This is a genomic window from Hydrogenivirga okinawensis (genome assembly GCF_055385515.1).
The window spans coordinates 308,703-326,330 of sequence record NZ_AP042386.1 but is presented as its reverse complement, the minus strand read 5'-3'; the positions used below and the strand labels follow the sequence as shown (position 1 = coordinate 326,330).

General features: G+C 48.3%; 21 protein-coding genes. 12 read left to right on the top strand and 9 right to left on the bottom strand.

Annotated elements, in window-relative coordinates; genetic code table 11:
- The first annotated feature begins 14 nt into the window (after positions 1-14).
- The gene (locus tag ACZ483_RS01940; RefSeq protein WP_464324491.1) at positions 15-1,271 is read left to right on the top strand and encodes an ABC transporter permease; all 1,257 of its coding nucleotides are present in this window, start codon (positions 15-17) and stop codon (positions 1,269-1,271) included.
- Here ACZ483_RS01940 and ACZ483_RS01935 read toward each other — a convergent pair.
- Positions 1,252-1,995 (bottom strand): hypothetical protein, encoded by a 744-nt coding sequence (locus tag ACZ483_RS01935; RefSeq protein WP_464324490.1) that lies wholly within the window; start codon positions 1,993-1,995, stop codon positions 1,252-1,254. The genes ACZ483_RS01940 and ACZ483_RS01935 overlap by 20 nt on opposite strands.
- Before the next feature lie 38 nt (positions 1,996-2,033).
- On the opposite strand from ACZ483_RS01935, the gene mqnE reads away from it, so the two are divergent.
- Positions 2,034-3,149: an aminofutalosine synthase MqnE gene (gene mqnE, locus ACZ483_RS01930; RefSeq protein WP_464324489.1), complete on the top strand. Its 1,116-nt coding sequence runs from the start codon at positions 2,034-2,036 to the stop codon at positions 3,147-3,149.
- Here mqnE and ACZ483_RS01925 read toward each other — a convergent pair.
- Positions 3,140-3,673: a DUF996 domain-containing protein gene (locus tag ACZ483_RS01925; protein ID WP_464324488.1), complete on the bottom strand. Its 534-nt coding sequence runs from the start codon at positions 3,671-3,673 to the stop codon at positions 3,140-3,142. The genes mqnE and ACZ483_RS01925 overlap by 10 nt on opposite strands.
- Before the next feature lie 121 nt (positions 3,674-3,794).
- Between ACZ483_RS01925 and ACZ483_RS01920 the strand changes: the two genes are divergently transcribed.
- Positions 3,795-4,880: a DEAD/DEAH box helicase gene (locus ACZ483_RS01920; protein ID WP_464324487.1), complete on the top strand. Its 1,086-nt coding sequence runs from the start codon at positions 3,795-3,797 to the stop codon at positions 4,878-4,880.
- A gap of 188 nt (positions 4,881-5,068) precedes the next feature.
- Entirely contained in the window at positions 5,069-5,710 is a 642-nt protein-coding gene (locus ACZ483_RS01915) for a lipoyl protein ligase domain-containing protein (protein WP_464324486.1), read from the top strand.
- On the opposite strand, the gene ACZ483_RS01910 is transcribed toward ACZ483_RS01915, so the two are convergent.
- From ACZ483_RS01910 to ACZ483_RS01900, 3 genes are read right to left on the bottom strand one after another with little or no spacing between them, the layout of a single operon-like run.
- Positions 5,652-6,236 carry a metallophosphoesterase family protein gene (locus tag ACZ483_RS01910; protein ID WP_464324485.1) on the bottom strand — a complete coding sequence of 195 codons (585 nt, stop codon included), beginning with the start codon at positions 6,234-6,236 and terminating at the stop codon, positions 5,652-5,654. The genes ACZ483_RS01915 and ACZ483_RS01910 overlap by 59 nt on opposite strands.
- The gene (gene mnmG, locus ACZ483_RS01905) at positions 6,233-8,083 is read right to left on the bottom strand and encodes a tRNA uridine-5-carboxymethylaminomethyl(34) synthesis enzyme MnmG (protein ID WP_464324484.1); all 1,851 of its coding nucleotides are present in this window, start codon (positions 8,081-8,083) and stop codon (positions 6,233-6,235) included. The genes ACZ483_RS01910 and mnmG overlap by 4 nt, the downstream gene beginning before the upstream one ends.
- Before the next feature lie 26 nt (positions 8,084-8,109).
- Positions 8,110-8,802, bottom strand: a complete 693-nt coding sequence (locus ACZ483_RS01900; protein ID WP_464324483.1) for a glycerophosphodiester phosphodiesterase — start codon at positions 8,800-8,802, stop codon at positions 8,110-8,112.
- A 120-nt stretch (positions 8,803-8,922) separates the two neighbouring features.
- Here ACZ483_RS01900 and ACZ483_RS01895 point away from each other — a divergent pair, with 120 nt between their 5' ends.
- Together ACZ483_RS01895 and ACZ483_RS01890 are read left to right on the top strand one after the other, a co-directional pair.
- On the top strand, positions 8,923-9,204 hold the full coding sequence (locus tag ACZ483_RS01895; protein ID WP_464324482.1) for a hypothetical protein: 282 nt from the start codon (positions 8,923-8,925) through the stop codon (positions 9,202-9,204).
- Positions 9,205-9,315: 111 nt separating this feature from the next.
- A complete protein-coding gene (locus ACZ483_RS01890) occupies positions 9,316-9,915 on the top strand; it encodes a transposase (RefSeq protein ID WP_464324481.1) in 600 nt (199 codons plus the stop codon).
- A 15-nt stretch (positions 9,916-9,930) separates the two neighbouring features.
- Here the strand turns inward: ACZ483_RS01890 and ACZ483_RS01885 are convergent, their stop codons facing one another.
- The 4 genes from ACZ483_RS01885 to ACZ483_RS01870 all read right to left on the bottom strand — a co-directional run bounded on the left by ACZ483_RS01885 (position 9,931) and on the right by ACZ483_RS01870 (position 12,207).
- Positions 9,931-10,443: a DDE-type integrase/transposase/recombinase gene (locus tag ACZ483_RS01885; protein ID WP_464324480.1), complete on the bottom strand. Its 513-nt coding sequence runs from the start codon at positions 10,441-10,443 to the stop codon at positions 9,931-9,933.
- Between the two features lie 167 nt (positions 10,444-10,610).
- Positions 10,611-10,967, bottom strand: coding sequence for a nucleotidyltransferase domain-containing protein (locus tag ACZ483_RS01880; protein WP_464324479.1), 357 nt, complete (start codon positions 10,965-10,967; stop codon positions 10,611-10,613).
- Positions 10,918-11,310: a HEPN domain-containing protein gene (locus ACZ483_RS01875; protein ID WP_464324478.1), complete on the bottom strand. Its 393-nt coding sequence runs from the start codon at positions 11,308-11,310 to the stop codon at positions 10,918-10,920. The genes ACZ483_RS01880 and ACZ483_RS01875 overlap by 50 nt, the downstream gene beginning before the upstream one ends.
- 3 nt (positions 11,311-11,313) lie before the next feature.
- Positions 11,314-12,207: a hypothetical protein gene (locus ACZ483_RS01870; protein WP_464324477.1), complete on the bottom strand. Its 894-nt coding sequence runs from the start codon at positions 12,205-12,207 to the stop codon at positions 11,314-11,316.
- Positions 12,208-12,235: 28 nt separating this feature from the next.
- Between ACZ483_RS01870 and ACZ483_RS01865 the strand changes: the two genes are divergently transcribed.
- From ACZ483_RS01865 to ACZ483_RS01840, 6 genes are read left to right on the top strand one after another with little or no spacing between them, the layout of a single operon-like run.
- Positions 12,236-13,231 carry a 3-dehydroquinate synthase II gene (locus tag ACZ483_RS01865; RefSeq protein WP_464325161.1) on the top strand — a complete coding sequence of 332 codons (996 nt, stop codon included), beginning with the start codon at positions 12,236-12,238 and terminating at the stop codon, positions 13,229-13,231.
- A gap of 11 nt (positions 13,232-13,242) precedes the next feature.
- Entirely contained in the window at positions 13,243-14,421 is a 1,179-nt protein-coding gene (locus ACZ483_RS01860; protein WP_464324476.1) for an amino acid ABC transporter substrate-binding protein, read from the top strand.
- On the top strand, positions 14,422-15,297 hold the full coding sequence (locus ACZ483_RS01855; protein ID WP_464324475.1) for a branched-chain amino acid ABC transporter permease: 876 nt from the start codon (positions 14,422-14,424) through the stop codon (positions 15,295-15,297). It abuts the gene before it with no gap.
- Positions 15,269-16,198 carry a branched-chain amino acid ABC transporter permease gene (locus ACZ483_RS01850; RefSeq protein ID WP_464324474.1) on the top strand — a complete coding sequence of 310 codons (930 nt, stop codon included), beginning with the start codon at positions 15,269-15,271 and terminating at the stop codon, positions 16,196-16,198. The genes ACZ483_RS01855 and ACZ483_RS01850 overlap by 29 nt, the downstream gene beginning before the upstream one ends.
- Positions 16,195-16,926, top strand: coding sequence for an ABC transporter ATP-binding protein (locus tag ACZ483_RS01845; RefSeq protein ID WP_464324473.1), 732 nt, complete (start codon positions 16,195-16,197; stop codon positions 16,924-16,926). Before ACZ483_RS01850 ends, ACZ483_RS01845 begins: the two co-directional genes overlap by 4 nt.
- Positions 16,913-17,623 (top strand): ABC transporter ATP-binding protein, encoded by a 711-nt coding sequence (locus ACZ483_RS01840; RefSeq protein ID WP_464324472.1) that lies wholly within the window; start codon positions 16,913-16,915, stop codon positions 17,621-17,623. The genes ACZ483_RS01845 and ACZ483_RS01840 overlap by 14 nt, the downstream gene beginning before the upstream one ends.
- Positions 17,624-17,628 lie beyond the last annotated feature (5 nt).

Sequence of the window (17,628 nt, the reverse complement as noted above, 5' to 3'; positions counted from 1 at the left end):
AAAATTTTAAGGGCATGCTTCCTATCCTGTTCGTTAACCTAAAGCTCCTCTTAGAGAGGAGGAGACAGTCTTTAGTTTCCATTGTCGGTGTCGCTATCGGCGTCACAGCCTTCGTAGTCATGAGCTCCCTTATGTTAGGGTTTCAGAAGCACTTCATAAAGCAGGTGATAGATCTCGATGCCCACATCAGCATAAAACCACAGCTGAACTACGACGAGAAAAGGATACTTAGAAGAGTTTTTGGCGATAAATACATTTTGGAGATACTCGGCTCTAAGCCGAAGGAAGTGAGAGACAGGATAGGAAGTTACAGGGATGTAATCAAAAGGTACACTGGGAAGCTTGGAATAATCGGTATAGCTCCCCATCTCAGGGGGAACGTGATAGTCAGGTACGGACCGAAAGATAAGCCTGTGAATCTTTTTGGGATAGATCCAAAGTTAGAGGGTAGAGCATCCAGTATAGAAAGGTACCTTGAGAACAAAGGTTTGGAGGATCTTAGGAGAAACAGAAGGGGTGTAATCCTCGGTAAGCTTGTAGCCCGTGATCTCGGAATAAAGGAAAGGGGTAAGAAGGTTCTACTGATAACCCCCGAGGGAACATCGGAAGTCTTCGAGGTTGTGGATTTCTTCAACTCGGGAATAACGACGATAGATCAGAGTAGAGCTTACATACATCTGAGGAGTATGCAGAAGCTCTTCAATAGACCCAACGAGGTAAACGAGCTCGTTGTTAAAGTCAAGGACGTGGACGAGGCTGTCCGGATAGCGAGGGTGATCGAAGAAGAAACCGGCTACGATGCCAAGAGCTGGCAGGAAGCTTACAGCAACTTCCTTCAGCTTTTCAAGATACAGAAAACCATAACCTACCTCGTGGTAGGCGCCATACTCCTCGTCTCAGCCTTCGGTATATTCAACATACTGATGATGACGGTTTTAGAGAAGAAGAGAGATATAGCGATACTGATGGCCATGGGGTATTCGAGAAAGGATATAACCCTAATATTCTTACTTCAGGGGTTTACCATAGGGACATTCGGCGTGATAGTGGGAAGTGTGGCTGCTTACCTACTTCAGGAGTACTTGGAAAGCGTGGAGATAGACCTCGAGGGACTGCTCAGAGCCAAAGGATTTATCTTGGACCGCTCCTACTGGTATTACGTGGGAGGTGCCCTCTTCGCCCTCGCCTTCTCCTGGTTTGCCTCAGTTTACCCTGCGAGGAGAGCAGCCAAGCTCGATCCTGTCGAGATATTCAGGAGCGGAGGAGTCTGAAGCAGGCTACCGTTCCAAAGAGGTAGAGGAGATGGAGCGTCAGGAAAGATATCAGGGAAGCGAGGGGAGGCAGAAAGAAGAATAAAAGACTCAAGAGGAAGAGAAGGAGAGATATTATGGAGATGACAAGAGAGGACTTCAGGTAATCCCAGCTGAGGAGCATCCTCCAGCTCACCTCTACGAAGAGGGCTCCCAAGAATTTGGTGAGCGTCTCACTAAAACCCTTCCCTCGGAGCATAGCTCTTCCGAAAAAGAGAGGAAAGGAGGTAACTGTGGAGAAGTAAAGTAAGAGGGCAAGGATTAAAGTTATCAGGAGTCCGGTCCAGCTAACCTCACCTCCAGAGAGAAGGGGCTTTATGACCGATACTCCCCCGCCTATAAGGAAGATCAGAACAGAAACTATAAGGACGAGGACCGTTAGGACGAACTGAGCAACTAAGACAGCCAGAGTTTCTGGTATATACTCTATAATGAGGTTCAAGAAGTTTTTCCTCCTCAGGCTATCCAAGAAAGCGTCTTCCCTCCCTTCGGAAGCTACGTAGGTCTTGGAGACGAGAACCATAAAGGAGAAGGTCAGGGAGGAGAGGAGTAGAGCTGATATCTGACCTATCAGTGGGATAGAAATGGGAAGGCTAAGAAACAGAAAGATCAGTAGAAATGGTACCGACAGGCGGGGGTTGGAAAGGAGGCTGTATTTCCAAAGTCTAAGGCTTTCTCTCCACAAAGGTTATATTATTATCCCAGACCCGTAGGAGGAAGGAAATGGAAGTTCTCATAGATGATCTATTCAAGACCGTAGAGGACAAGAAGTTTCTGAGCGTAGCGGAGAAGGTTTTTGAAGATAAAAGGATAACTGAAGAAGAAGCTCTATACCTCTTCGAGAGCAACGAGCTGACCGCGCTCGGACATCTCGCCGAGTTTGTAAACAGGAAGAAGAACGGTATGAACGCCTACTTCATAGTGAACAGACAGATAAATCCTACCAACGTCTGCGTCTATCAGTGTGACTTCTGTGCCTTCGGTGTGAGAAAGTCCGACCCGAGAGCCTACGAGATGGATACGGAAGAGATACTGAGGAAGGTGGGGGAGACCTACGAGGCTGGAGGTAGGGAGGTTCACATCGTCGGAGGGATACCTCCCCACTGGGGTTATGAGAAGTACGTCGATATAGTGAAAAAGATAAAGGAAAGGTATCCCGAGATAGTCGTTAAAGCCTGGACCGCTATAGAGATACACCACATGGCAAAGATCTCCGGAAAGAGTTACGGGGAAGTCCTCACGGAACTCAAAGATGCAGGGCTCGAAGCCATACCGGGAGGAGGGGCCGAAATATTTTCCGAAAGGGCGAGGAGGATAATAGCTCCCTACAAGGCGAACGCGGAAGAGTACTTAGAGGTTCACAGGACAGCCCACAGGCTCGGCATACCCTCAAACGCCACGATGCTCTACGGACACGTTGAAACTTTAGAGGAGAGGGTGGAGCACTTGTCCAAACTCAGGGAGATACAGGACGAAACGGGCGGGTTTCAGGTGTTCATCCCCTTAGCTTACTGGCCTGAGGGAACGAGGCTTGGGGGAAGGAGAACCTCCTCGGTGGACGATCTTAAGACGATAGCCATATCGAGGATATTCTTGGACAACTTCGATCACATAAAGGCTTACTGGGTAACCCTCGGAGAGAAGGTAGCTCAGATAGCTCTGAACTTCGGAGCGGACGACTTGGACGGAACCGTAGAGGAGGAGAAGATAGTCCACTCCGCCGGAACCAAAGCGGCCTACGGACATTCTGTAGATAAGCTTGTTAACTTGATCAGAAAGGCGGGGAAGGTGCCCGTGGAGAGAGACACCTTCTACAGGGTCGTTAAGGTTTACTCCTGAGTTTCCTTTACGCTGAACCAGGCGACTATAAGAAGAATCTCTCCGATTAGAGAGATTAACCCTCCAACCATTATTATCATCAGCACCGTTCCGATGAACATGAGAAGTCCACCGGTCTTGAAGAGTCCCACGCCTGTTTTGTCCGAGAGAGAGGCGTTCGCCTTATACCAGAACCATGAGGCTGCCAGAAAGAGAATCCAAGCGATTACCATCACGAGGAAGCCAGTCCCTCCGAAGTGCATACCTCCCCCCTCTCTAATCGAGGAGATCATGCTCAACATCATCGTTCCACCGCCGATCATGAAGACGATCACCCCCACTATCCCCGCTATTATCGCTTTGAGGGTGTTGTTCTTTATCTCAGGTTCTCCCAACTCATCCGATGCCTTGAAGTATGCAACTAAGACGGCTATCCAGCCTCCAAGGACGAGTATCATCGAAAAAGGTATGACCATGCCGAGTACACTCCCCACGAGAGCTACTACGAGGCCCCATCCTCCCAGTTGCTTGGTTTGCTTACTCATCCCTCTACCTCCCTTTTTAATTTCGACATGACGTTTTAGAATTTAACCTGCAGCTTTCGGCTTGCAATTCCTATTTGAGGGGATAAATTCAAGACACCATAAAAACTACAAGGAGGAGTAAATGCAGTTCACATTCGATCAGTTAAGCGAAAGGGTTCAGAATGCCCTGAGAGAGATGGAGTTTACAAAACCCACACCCATTCAGGAGGAGGCTATACCGAGAGCTTTGGAAGGTAAGGATCTCCTGATACAGGCGAGAACTGGCACGGGAAAGACGGGAGCTTTCGGAATTCCACTTGTTGAGATGATGAGGAGAGGGGAGAGAGCTCTCATACTCGCACCGACGAGGGAGCTTGCCATACAGATAAAGGATCACCTGAGGGACATAGCTAAATTCTCGAGGCTCGGTATCTTCACCTTCTACGGAGGAACCTCCGTCGGTAGGGATCTTAACCTCCTCTCCAGGAGGATACCAGACGTGGTCGTCGGAACGCCGGGAAGGATAAAGGATCTTATAGAGAGGGGAGCCCTAAAGCTCGATACCTTCCGATACCTCGTTCTCGACGAGGTGGACATAATGCTCGACATGGGCTTCAGGGAGGATATCGAGTGGATAGTCTCGAAGCTCCCGAAGGATAGGCAGACATTCTTCGTGTCCGCCACCGTTCCGAGAGAGATCAGGGAGATAGCGAGGAAATTTATGAAATCCGACTTTGAACACGTAAGCGTAGAGTCGGAGGAGCTAAAACCGAAGATAAACGAGATAGTGGTCAGAACCCACTCCGAGAGGCATAAGTACGAAGAGCTTGAAAGGATACTCAAGGAAAACCAGGACAGGAAAGTTATCGTCTTCGTGAAGATGAAGAGGAACGCGAAGGAGATGGCTTTCCAACTCAAGAGGGACGGCTTCAACGTTGAGGCTCTTCACGGAGACATGACCCAGAGGAGAAGGGAAACGGTGATGAGGCTCTTTAGAGAGGGTAAGGTCAAGGTTCTGATAGCGACCGACGTAGCGTCGAGAGGTCTTGATATAGAGGGGGTTTCTCTGATAATCAACTTCCACCTTCCCGAGGATCCGAGGGTTTATACCCACAGGATAGGAAGGACGGGAAGGCTCGGAAGGGAAGGGACGGCTATAAGCCTTGTATCTCCTTTAGAAAAGAAGAACCTCTGGAGAATACAGAAACACAGGGAGCAGGCTGTTTAGCAAGTAATGAAGCTCAGACCGAGAACTTTCAAGGAATCATGAGTTTGGGAATTATCTTATTAGAGCGGGGTGGAAGAAATGAATGAACTTATTCCCTATATCGGAAGTGCTATTTTGCTCCTGTTTCTTACAGCGATCGTTCTATTTACTGAACCGTCCAAGAAATCAGAAGGATCTGCAGAGGGTAAATGATCGTAGAAGTCCTCCCGCCCGAAGAGAACATGAAGAGGGACTTCGAGTCCTTTCTGAGGGTTGAAGAGGGAGGAGAACCTTCTTTTAGGCTTTACCGCTGGGATAGGCTCTGTTTGAGCCTCGGACACTTTCAGAAGGAAAAGGTAGGCGTAAAGCTCCCTACGGTCCGCAGACCTACAGGAGGGGGAGCTCTCTTACACGGTTGGGACATTTCCTTTTCGATGGCGGATCTAAAGGAAAAATGGGGAGGGAAGCCTTCCAAGATCTACGCTGAGGTCTCTGACATTTTTATAAAGATCTTTCGGGAGTTCGGAATAACCTTGAAGCTTGAGAAGTTCAGGGGAAGGTATTTAGACAGGTTCTACTGCTTCTGGGTTCCGACCTTGGGAGAGCTCAGTCTTGACGGGAGGAAGGTTCTATCCATGGCTATGAGAACCGGAAGGAGAGCCTTCCTTATTCACGGGAGTATATACGTCAACTTCAATTACGAAGAAGCCTCTAAATTGCTCGGTGTTCCTGAGGAACTTCTGAGGAGCAGGATAGTCTCCCTTAAAGAGCTCGGTATAGATGAGCGCTTCTTCATTGAGACCTTACACCGACAACTGAGCTCATCACTTCTCTCAAGCTCACGGGTTTGAACTCCCAAAGCTCCACGTTTACGTTTAGGCAGGGGATGCCCTTAAGATAACACCCGCACATGGGACCCGTAGGGTTATAGTGAACGTGTCCGTGAATGAGGATATCGCACCTTTCTTCAAAAAATCTCTCCTCTACAAGTTCCTGCATCTCGGGGAACCTGTCCGTCTTCAGATCTAAAGCGGGGTAGTGGGAGAGTAGTATCCTTAGCCCGTCCACCTCGAGGATGTAGAAGGGATCGTATATCTCGTCAAAGAACTCCTTTAGAACCTCCTTACCGAACCTATGATCGTGGTTTCCCATAAGGAGTATCTTCCTTACACGTAGCCTCTTCCATCTCTCAAGGACTCTCATCTTGTCATAGAGTTGCCAGGTGAAGTCTCCGAGGTGGTAGAGGGTATCCCCTTCCCTGAGGGTTTTCTCAAGGTTTTTAAGTATCTCTGTTTCAAAGCCGAACTTCCTCACGAGAGGGTTGAGCTTCAGAATGTTGAAGTGGTAGAAATGGGTGTCGGAAACAAAGTAGATCATTCCAACTTTCCGAGGTGGATAAGTAGAGCGGTTATAGCCGCCGGAGTGATGCCGTCTATCCTCGCCGCTTGACCCACGGTGAGGGGTCTCATCTTCTTGAGCTTTTCCCTCGCCTCGTTGGTGAGTCCGTGAACCTTATCGTAATCTATGTCCTCGGGTATCCTTATGTCCTCGAGCTTCTTCAGTTTCTCATTTAATTTTCTTTCCCTCTCTATGTAAGGCTCGTACTTGAGCTCTATCTCCACCTCTTCCTTCACGTAGGGGTGCTCCGGTATCTCGTAGCCGAACTTCTCCTTAACGTCCTCTATGGTGTGGTTCGCCGTAAAGAGGGTAGCTATAGAGTAGCTCCTTGTTCCCTCTCCGACCGCTACAGAGACTCTTTCCTTTCTGTAGAACTCCTTCCACCTCTCTATCTCCTCCTGAAGCTCTTTAATGAGTTTGAACTGCTCATCGGTGAGGAGTCCGAATCCGTGCCCCAACTTGGCGAGCCTGAGTATGGCGTTGTCCTGTCTGAGGTAGAGCCTGTACTCTGATCTTGAGGTGAAGAGCCTGTAGGGTTCCATAACTCCCTTGGTGGTGAGATCGTCTATCATAACTCCGATGTAGCTCTCGTCCCTCCTCAGGTATATGGGTTCCCTCCCGAAGGCTCTGAGGGCGGCGTTTATCCCCGCAACGATGCCCTGTCCCGCAGCCTCCTCATAGCCCGTCGTCCCGTTGAAGTTCCCCGCGTGGAAGAGCCCTCTTATCTTCTTGGTTTCAAGGGTCGGGTAGAGCTCGGTGGGAGGAACGACGTCGTACTCAATCGCGTAGGCGGGACGGATGAGCTCCACCTTCTCAAGTCCCGGAATGGAGCGGTACATCTCCCACTGGATCTCCTCCGGGAGGGAGGTGGAGAGTCCGTTGGGATAGATCTCTATGGTGTCGAGCCCTTCCGGCTCCAAGAACACGGTGTGCCTCGGTTTGTCGGGGAACTTGACGATCTTGTCTTCAATCGAAGGGCAGTATCTGGGACCTATCCCCTTTATCAAACCTCCGTATAGGGCGGTTCTGTGGAGGTTCTTCCTTATTATCTCGTGGGTTTTCTCGGTGGTGTAGGTTATCCAGCAGTCCACTTGCTCTTTCCCCGGTTCGAACCAGTAGGATCCTACCGGATCGGTCCAGAAAGAGAACTTGGGAGGTGGATCGTCTCCGGGAGCTCTCTCCAAAACGGAGAAGTCTATGGTTCTTTTATCAAGCCTCGCGGGAGTTCCCGTCTTAAATCTCAGGAGGGGGAAGCCGTGCCTTTTGTAGAAATCCGCGAGGCTCTCGGATCTCGGCTCCCAAGCCCTCCCTGCGGGAAAGGTCTTATCTCCGATATATATGAGCCCGTTCAGGAAGGTTCCGGTGGTAACTACGACCGCTTTAACCTTGTACTCTATTCCCAACTTGGTTTTTACGGCTACGACCTCGTTCTTGGAATTTAGGATTATGTCCACCACCTCGTCCTGCTTTATGTAGAGGTTCTCCTGATTTTCGCAGACCTTCTTCATATACTCCCTGTATCTCTTCTTGTCCGCCTGAGCTCTTGGGGACTGAACCGCCTTGCCCTTACGGGTGTTGAGCATCTTAAATTGGATACCGGTGTTGTCTATCGCCTTCCCCATCTCCCCGCCGAGGGCGTCTATCTCCCTCACCACTATCCCCTTCGCTATCCCGCCTATTGCAGGATTGCAGGACATCTGACCTATGTTGTCGGCGTTCAGGGTGAACATGACGGTCTTCGCCCCCATCCTCGCGGAGGCTAAAGCCGCCTCTATCCCCGCATGACCACCGCCTATAACCGCAACGTCGAACTCTTCCACCAGCATGGGAGATATAAGATAGAGCTAATAAGTCAGTCCTTCAAGGTTCCCTTCAGCAAACGAACGTCGTCGGTGGCTATACCGTCCACTCCCCTGTCCCACAGCTCTTCCGCCTTAATAGGGTCGTTCACCGTCCACGCCACGACGTAGAGCTTGAGCCTGTGAGCGAAGTTCACCGCTTTTTGGGTAGCGAGCATGTACTTGGGGAGGACGAACTTACATCCAACCTTCTTCGCTTCGGGGATCATCCCCGGAGGTCTAGAGTAAACGAGACCAGTAACCAGCTTACCTTTAAGCTCTTCCATAACCTCTAAGTGGAAGCTTATAACCGCTACCCAGTCCTTAACTCCCTTTTTCTCTATAAGCTCGAGAACGTGAGGAGTGTCCTCGGGGTGCTTTATCTCGACGAACATACCCGCCCTCCCGTTTACGAGATCGAAAGCCTCCTCGAGCCTCGCGAGGGTGTAGCCGCCCTTCTTGATACCTTTCAGATCCTCCCAGGTGCTTTCCCTGACGTTCACACCAATACCGAAGGTTCTCTCAAGGCTCTCATCGTGACTCAGAACCAGAACACCGTCCTTCGTCCTCTGGACGTCGGTCTCTACTATGTCCGCTCCGAGCTCTATGGCTCTTTCGAAGGAGGGAAGGGTGTTCTCGAGCTCTAAGGCAGGCACTCCTCTGTGCCCAACTATCGCCCTTTTAGATAGCTTTTCGAGAACGAGCATAATTCAATTAATAGAGATCAAATCCTCTTTTTCAACCTTGACCTTCATATCTATATTCCTTAGGAAAGTAAGGAGGTAAGAAACTAAAGTTTTGCAGATCTTGACAGGAAGCCACTCAAGTTGATAAAAAAGAACCTCCCCGAGGAAGTCCCCGAGGAGGTGAAACTCACGGTAGAAGCCAAATACCACGCTCTACTTAATATTCTCTCACAATCTCCCTATACTTTGTCATCCTCTCCCACCTACTCCGCCTCTGCCCTCTCAAGATTCCTTAGCCCTACCAACTCCAATCCAATGCCCTTGATTCAGGATCTTGCCTCCTCACTCCTTGACAAACTCAGATCCTTAAAGACCACCGCCTTCCTTATAGCCGATACAACTCTCTTGAGAAAGACAGGCTAAAAGATAGAAGGTGTCAGAAAACTCTACGATCCTTCCCTCAAAAGATCTATCCTTGCTCACAGAGCCCTGGTTATCAGCTTCTCAGTTCAAAACTTCAGAATCCCTATTCACTTGGAACTTCTGGTTGACAAAAAGCCCATAGATGCTCTGATATCTGTTCTCGGAGATCTCATTCCTCCACTGAAAAAGCTTTTCCCCAATCTCCTCTTTCTTTGCGATGCAGGGTTTACCTGCAACAGACTTATTAACTTCCTTCTCTCTCAAGAGATAGACTTTGTCTGTGCCATAAGCCAGAGGAGAGTGGATGAAGAGACAGGACACAAATTAAGGGATCTGTGGTTTCCCAAGTCTGAGAGGTTTGAGAGCTACTACAAGGTGAGATGGGATATAGAGCATGAGATAAGGACTATGAAGGGGATGGGACTTGAGGACTATATGGTAAGGAGACTCAGAGTTATAAGGCTCTGGATACTGGCTGTATGGCATGTGAGGCTTATAAGGCTCAAGGCGGAGCTGAGCGGCAAGGACTTCAGGAGGTTTCTTCTTTCTCTTGTTATGCCAGATGTTTATCTGCGGGTTTTGGATCTACTTGAGTTTCTTGAGTTACTGGTGCGACGAAGCTTAAGGTCCTCTCCTTTTCCGGACGATAGATTGGTTCTATTTCTGCTCAAAGACTTGATGGGAGGTTACTCATGTTCCGCAAAAGTTTAGTATAGATAGAACATGTCAACTTTTAACCTCCAGTAAAGTGTAAAGTGTAATAAAGGAAGCCAACCAGCTCCAAACAGTTTCATACTTCGCGTTCCACGAAAACCTCTTGTAGAACCTCTTGAGCCTGTGCTTTATGGGAAAGAACCACCTCTCTACAACGCTCCTCTTCCCAAAGGTCTCATGAATCCACTCCATCGGAAGCTTTTTAACGGCACTAACATACCAGGGACCTTTATCAGTAGTGCATACCTTTGCTCCTGTGTTACTAAGCACTACTTGGACTGTCCAGGAGTCTCTCTTAGCCGTGAGACTTGCATATACGGGATTTCCTTTCTCGTTTACTGCAAGCCACAGGTAATAGAACTTCTCTCGTTTCTTTATCTTCGTCTCATCCACATAAATCCATAGTGCATAAGTGTATAGAGCTCTTAGCATCTTGCCTACTGAGTGGAACCACTCCCTAATGGCTTCTATGCTTACTTTGTATCCCTCGTCTGAAAGGTATTTCTGAACATCTCTTAAGGACATGCCTCTGAAATAGAGCAAAACCGCTTTTTGCTTTCACACTTGCAGGGACTCTGTGCCGGTGGTAAACTTTATCAAGCAATTCTCTTACAAGGTTTAGTGCACTCATATCCCAATTCTACCCCTCCTTCTTGGGGGAATGCTTTCGTACGAAAAAGTTGACATCCTCCTCAGGAGAGTTCTACTGAATAATTCAAGATTTCTTTTATAAATGGTCTGTTTTCGATCTTCTTCAACTCATCTTCCGTGTAGATGAGGATGTTCGCATCAAAGGGCAAGTGCTCAAAGTATGGGGCAAATTCGTCCCGTCTCTTTATAAAGGGAAGATCGCTTCTTTTTACAACTATAAGGATATCCAGATCGCTCGAGGGTGTGAAGTTCCCTTTAGCAAAAGAACCAAACAGAAGAACTCGCTCTGCATTTTTTTCCTTCTTAAGGCGTTGTGCTATTTTCTTTAATTCCCTGATCAGCTTCTCCTTATCTACCGATAGTATTTTCAACGAACCTGATGATTTCCTCTGCAGCATCGACAGCCTCCTTGGCTATATCTCTATCGAAGTACTCGGCAGGATAGCCTTCTGGAAATCCATTAGGATACCTTGCCTCTATATAATACCTGTCCAGAATTCTGCCTCTGTGGATCAACTCTTCCGGAACATCGAAAAACTCCCTTGCATTAGATAACATCCGGGCTATGGAATGACCTCTGACGTCCCTGTTTGTGGCATAATACAGAGCTTTTACAGCCTTCTCCGCCGCCTGCTGAGCGGTAAAGCAAGCCCACTCATAAAAACCGTGTTCTAAGTCGAGATAAGCCTTTTTCAAATCTCTTATCGCCTGGGTTAGCCAATCCCTACTCCTCTCTGGCATCCCTTACTCCTTCGAGTAGTAAACCTTCAGATCAAGATCCCTTGCAAACTTGGATAGATCCTTAGATTGGAGCGAGAGAAGGCTCAGAACAACGAGGTCATCGAACCTGACATTCTTGTTTGATACAAACTTTATGCTCCCTCCCTCACTAAGCATTTTTTTTAGGGCTCCTTTGAGAGAATGTCCGAACTCGTCCACAGATGGGATACTCTTGTCGATTTTTGCTATCAGCTCCCTTTTAACCTCCTCTGGTTTCTTGCCACTTTCTCTGGCTTCCCTGCTCACAGCCCTTTCTATGAAACCGTAATCTCTCAAAGTAATCTCAAAGTTCTTTAGAACCACCTTCTGCAGTTCGTTGACTAATTTTGCCGTGTCTTCCCTATCTTTTGGATCACTATCCCTTATAAGTTCGAACACCTTTTCATCTATACCTTCAATCCTCAGCTTTATTCCCATGGATAGGGCTTCGGGAATTTCAACGGAGATATCTCTTACATAAAGTTCCTTCTTATTTCTGTAAAAGCTAAGATCTAAATGGGCATTTATTACGGGGTTCCTGTAGCCGAGGTCCCGGAGATCCCGTTTGAATTTATTAAATTCTTCGTCATCTCCCTCTATCCCCATCAGATAGATCTCTAAATCCGATTCCGTTATCTTCTTGAGGATAAGTTCTCTTATCGTTGTCTTACCCTCTTCCGTTTGTATGCTTGCACCTCTGACCTTTACCTCTCCAGTTGTTAGAGAGTAGTCTACCGACTGGTAGGTGGTTTTCTTCTCTATACCCAGGCGCTCTAATAAGGTTTTGATTGTCTTTTCTGCTCTGTAATTAGTGTAGAGCTTCAGACCTGCGAAGGTAGCTACTAAAAGGATTAGTCCGAATATTAACGCTTTCCGCATGCTTCAATTATAAGTTATACTTATGCCTATGAAGGAGTTCTGGGTCTGGGTAGAACCTTACGATAAGAAGATAGTTACCACGGCAATAGAGTCGGGAGCTACCGCTCTCGTTATACCGGACGCCTCTAAGGCTGAGGAAGCTAAGAAGCTTGCGCGGACTACTGTTATATCCCCTGACGGAGACCTTAAGCTCGGAGAGGACGTAGTTTATGTAAAGATAGAAGGGAAGGAGGACGAGGAGAGGGCTGCAAAGTATCCACCTCACGTCAAGGTGATCGTAGAAACCACCGACTGGACGGTGATACCCTTGGAAAACCTAATAGCCCAGAGGGAGGAACTCTACGCGGTCGTTAAAAATGCCCATGAGGCTGAGGTTGCCCTCCAAACCCTTGAGAAGGGTGTAAAGGGTGTTGTGTTGAAAACCCAAGACATAAACGAGATAAAGAGGGTGGCTAAGATAATAGAGGAAGCCCAAGAGATTCTCAACTTCGTAACTGTGAAGATAACCCGCATTCTCCCTCTCGGCTTGGGAGACAGGGTTTGTGTGGACACGACCTCCCTGATGACGAGGGGAGAGGGTATGCTCGTTGGTAACTCTTCCGGGGGAATGTTTCTCGTCCATGCGGAAACTGAGGAGAATCCTTACGTTGCTGCAAGACCTTTTAGAGTAAACGCGGGTGCGGTTCACATGTATATAAGGGTTCCGGGGAATAAAACAAAATATCTTTGCGAGTTAAATGCAGGTGACCAAGTTATGGTGTACAACTACAAGGGTCAGGGAAGGGTGGTTTACGTTGGAAGGTCCAAGGTGGAGAGGAGACCGATGCTTCTGATAGAGGGAAAGTATGAGAACAAGAAGCTAAGTTGTATACTCCAGAATGCCGAGACCATAAGACTAACTAAACCGGACGGGACTCCCGTATCGGTGGCGGAGCTGAAAGAGGGGGATGAGGTGGTAGGCTACATCGAAGAGGCGGGCAGACACTTCGGAATGAAGGTTGAGGAGACAATAATAGAAAAGTAGGAGGTAGGGAGATGAGATTCCTCGTCCTACTAATCAGCCTGTTCTTTTTTATATCAATATCTTCTGCAGAGGTTCTCAAGCTCGGGGCCGCCGTTTCCTTCTCGGGGAAGTACGCTAAGGAAGGAGAACTTTTAAAGAAAGGCTACGAGCTGTGGAAGGATAGGGTGAATTCCCAGGGTGGTATAAAGATAGGAGATAAGAGGTACAAGGTGGAGATAATATACTACGACGACCAGAGCGATCCTAAAACAACGGCTAAGCTCGTTGAAAAGCTCATAACCGAGGACGGCGTGAAGTTTATCTTAGGACCCTACGGAAGTTCCCAGGTCTTCGCCGCCGCCGGCGTGGTTGAGAAGTACGGAGCGTTGATGGTTCAAGGGGGTGGAGCTTCCTCAAAGATATACAAACAGGGATACAAACACATATTCGGGGTGTTTAACATAGCTCCGGACTACGGTAAGAACCTGATAGACCTTGCTGTGAAATTAAGACCTAAACCCAAGACCGTGGCTATAGTTTACGAGAAGGATATCTTCTCTGAAGATGCCGCGAAGGGCGCCCTCGATGCTGCTAAGAGGCACGGTTTAAAGGTGGTTCTCTATGAGGGATACCCGAAGGGCGCTCAAGATCTATCCTCGCTTATGTTAAAGATAAGGGCAAAGAAGCCCGATGTAGTTATAGGTGCGGGGCACTTTAAGGACTCAGTCCTCGTTGTCAAACAGCTCAAGCAGTTCAAGATAAACCCGAAGTTTCTTGGACTAACCGTAGGTCCTCCGGTTCCAGCCTTCGTCAAAGCACTGGGGGAGGATGCAGAATATATCTTCGGACCCGTGCAGTGGTCTAAGGCTTTTAAGTATAAAGATCCTCTATTCGGAAGCACCCAGGAATACGTTAAGGCTTTCAGAGAAAAGTACGGGGAGGATCCCGAATATCACGCCGCGGGCGGAACCGCAGCCGCTCTGACCCTTCAGATTGCACTGGAAGAAGCGGGTAGCCTCGACGTAAAGAAGGTCAGGAGAGCCTTACTGAACATGAAGGTAGAGACATTCTATGGAGTAATAGGGTTCGATGAAACAGGTAAGATAGTCACAAAACCGATGGCTGTTATCCAGATCCAGAAGGGGAAACCTGTAACCGTGTACCCCTTTGAGGAAGCTAAGCCAGTTTACCCCAAACCCGCCTGGAAGTGAATGGAGATCCTGCCCCAACTTGTCGTAGAGGCTATTCTGCTTGGTTCCTTTTACGCTTTTATGTCCCTCGGCTTTTCCCTTACATGGGGTGTCTTGGGAATTCTCAATTTGACTTACGGTAGCTTCGTAGTTCTTGGTTCCTACTTTGCCTATCTATTGTTCTCTCTTGCGGGTATAGATCCCCTCCTTTCTCTTCCACTGTCTTTCCTGTCAGGTTTTCTCTTAGGTGCTGTTCTTCAAAGGATTCTTGTAAACAGAATAATGGTGTTTGAGCCATTTATGGTTCTCATACTTACCTTCGGACTTGATATTCTACTGTCCCACTTGCTTAACCTTATATTTAAGGCGGACATACGTTCTATAGATGTTCCTTACGCTGAGAGAAGCTTTATCGTGGGCAACCTCATAGTATCGGAGGTGAAGCTGATCGTATTCTTGTTCTCCCTCCTGCTCACCTTGTTGCTCTTTATATTTTTAAAATTTTCGTGGATGGGGAAGGCTATTCGGGCGGTAGCTCTCGACAGGGAGGGTGCCCAGCTCGTCGGGATAGATCCCTCTAAGATATTTACCCTTACCATGGGAATAGGTACGGGTATAGCCCTGTCTTCGGGAAACCTCTACGGTGTACTTCAGGGCTTCACTCCCTTTGACGGAGGATTTTTAACGGTCAAAGCCTTCCTTGTGAGTATAGTAGGAGGGCTCGGCAGGGTTGAAAGCGCCTTAGCGGGCGGACTTCTCTTAGGATTTCTGGAGATATTTGTGTCCTTTTACTTTGGTGAGAGCTGGAAGCTCTTCGCTTCACTTCTGCTGATGATCCTGATCCTTGTAATCAGACCAAGAGGCCTTCTTGGCGGTAAGTACTATGGGGAGATCTGAAAAGTTAGTTATAGCCGGCTTGGTGCTTCTCCTTTTTGCACCCTTACTGCTCGAAATTCTGAACCTACCAACCGGCTACTGGATAAGAGTTTTAACCTTGATACTCATGCTAACCTCCTTGGTCTATGCCCAAAACGTTATCCTCGGTTACACGGGTTATCCTGCCTTCGGTATAGTCGCCTTCTTCGGTGTGGGAGGTTATACGACCGCGGTCCTCATGAAAAAGTTTTCCTTTCCCTTTCTTGCCTCGCTTCCGCTGGGAGCTCTCTTTTCTACTCTACTCGCCTTTCTCCTTGCCGCGCCACTTATGAGACTTAAGAGCCACTACTTTGCTATAACCACGCTGGCTCTTCAGCTCGTTCTTGGTGAGATGGTGGGCAATCTCGAAATAACGGGAGGATCTTACGGGATAAACCTTCCTATCTACAAGGGTCCCTTAGGCACCTTAGTCTTCTATTATGCCTTCTGGCTCTTAGTTCTTTCTTCCTTTCTCCTTAACCTTTACATCGACCGATCTGTCTTCGGATACGCCCTGAAGGCTATAAGGGAAGACGAGGTGGCAGCGGAGAGCGTCGGTGTAAACACTCTGCTTTTTAAAAGTATCTCCTTCTCTCTCATGGCTCTAATATCGGGTCTTTCCGGGGGTATCTACGCCTACTGGATAACCTACATAGATCCACCCTCCATGTTCGATCCCGTCCTCTCGGTCAAAGTTTTCGTTGCGCTCTTGCTGGGTGGTGTGGGGACTGTTGCCGGACCTTTCTTCGGCTCCCTCTTCCTCGAGATGTTTTCGGAGATGGTCTGGAGTAAGTTCTTTGAACTTCACGGTGTGGTTCTTGGAACCGTAATAGTCCTCACCGTTCTCCTCCTGCCGAAAGGAATATTGGGGGTAAAGAGGTGAGCATTCTGAGGGTTGAAGACCTTAACAAGAGCTTTGGGGGGAATAGGGTTCTCAGGGGTATCAGCTTTGGCGTCGATGAAGGCGGTATACTCGGTATAGTGGGTCCCAACGGTTCGGGGAAAACCACCCTCCTCAATGTTATCTGCGGGGTTCTGAAACAGGATAAGGGGAGGATAATATTCGACGGAGAGGAGGTGTCAGATCTAAAACCAAGTCAGAGGGCAAGACTCGGTATGGGTAGAACCTTTCAGATAACGAGGCTCTTTTCAAACCTTACGGTCCTTGAGAACGTCCTTATACCTCTCTACTACGGATCCCCTCTTCCTCCGAAAAAGTCCATTGCTGAAGAAATCGTAGATATGGTGGGTCTTTCTAACCTAATAAACCAGAAGGCGGGTTCCCTCTCCTTAGCCCAGAGGAAGAGGCTCGAACTCGCCCGTGCCCTCGCTCTAAAACCTCGTGTCCTGTTACTCGATGAAGTTTTCGCAGGACTGAACCCCGTTTCCATAAGGGAGATAGTTTCCCTTCTGCGCTGGCTCAACGAGGAGAGGGGTATTACTTTAGTCCTTGTGGAGCACGTCTTGAAAGCCCTATTCCAGCTAACCGAAAGGGTTATAGTTCTGAGCGATGGAAGGATCATATTCGATGGCAGACCTGAAGATATGGCAAAGAATGAGGAGGTTATAAAGGCTTACTTGGGAGAAAGGTACAGGTATGAAAGCGCTTGAGGTAAGCGATCTCACCGCGGGATACGGGGATGTGGAGATACTGAGATCCATAAACCTGCATGTGAACGATGGGGAGATAGTTGCTATCTTCGGATCCAACGGATCGGGAAAGAGCACCTTTCTCAAGGTGGTTGCTGGACTCCTCAAGCCTTGGAGCGGGAGGATACATTTCTTCGGAAGACATATAGACGACCTGCCCCCACAGGAGAGGGTTAAAGGGGGCATAGCCTTGGCGGCGGAGGGGAGGAAGCTCTTCTTAGGAATGAACGTTGAAGAGAACCTGATCCTGGGAGGATGGACCAACAGGAAGAGGGTAAAGGAAAACTTGGAGAGAGTTTACACTTACTTCCCACAGCTTAAGGAGAAGAGAAAGGTTCTGGCGGGAGATCTTTCGGGAGGACAGCAGCAGATGCTTTCCATAGGGAGGGCTCTCATGTCCAAGCCTAAGCTCCTGATGATAGACGAACTCTCCCTCGGTTTAGCTCCTGCGGTCGTGGACGAGCTGGCGGAGATCCTTCTTTCTATCAATCAGAATGAGGGGATATCTATGCTAATCGTGGAGCAGGAGGTCTCCTTAGCCCTCCAGATATCTGAAAGGGCTTACGTCTTCGATTTAGGGGAAGTGGTGGACGAGGGAACTTCAGAGGAGTTGAGGGAGAGAGATTCGATCAGAAGGATCTATCTGAGCGTTATTTAGGTGGG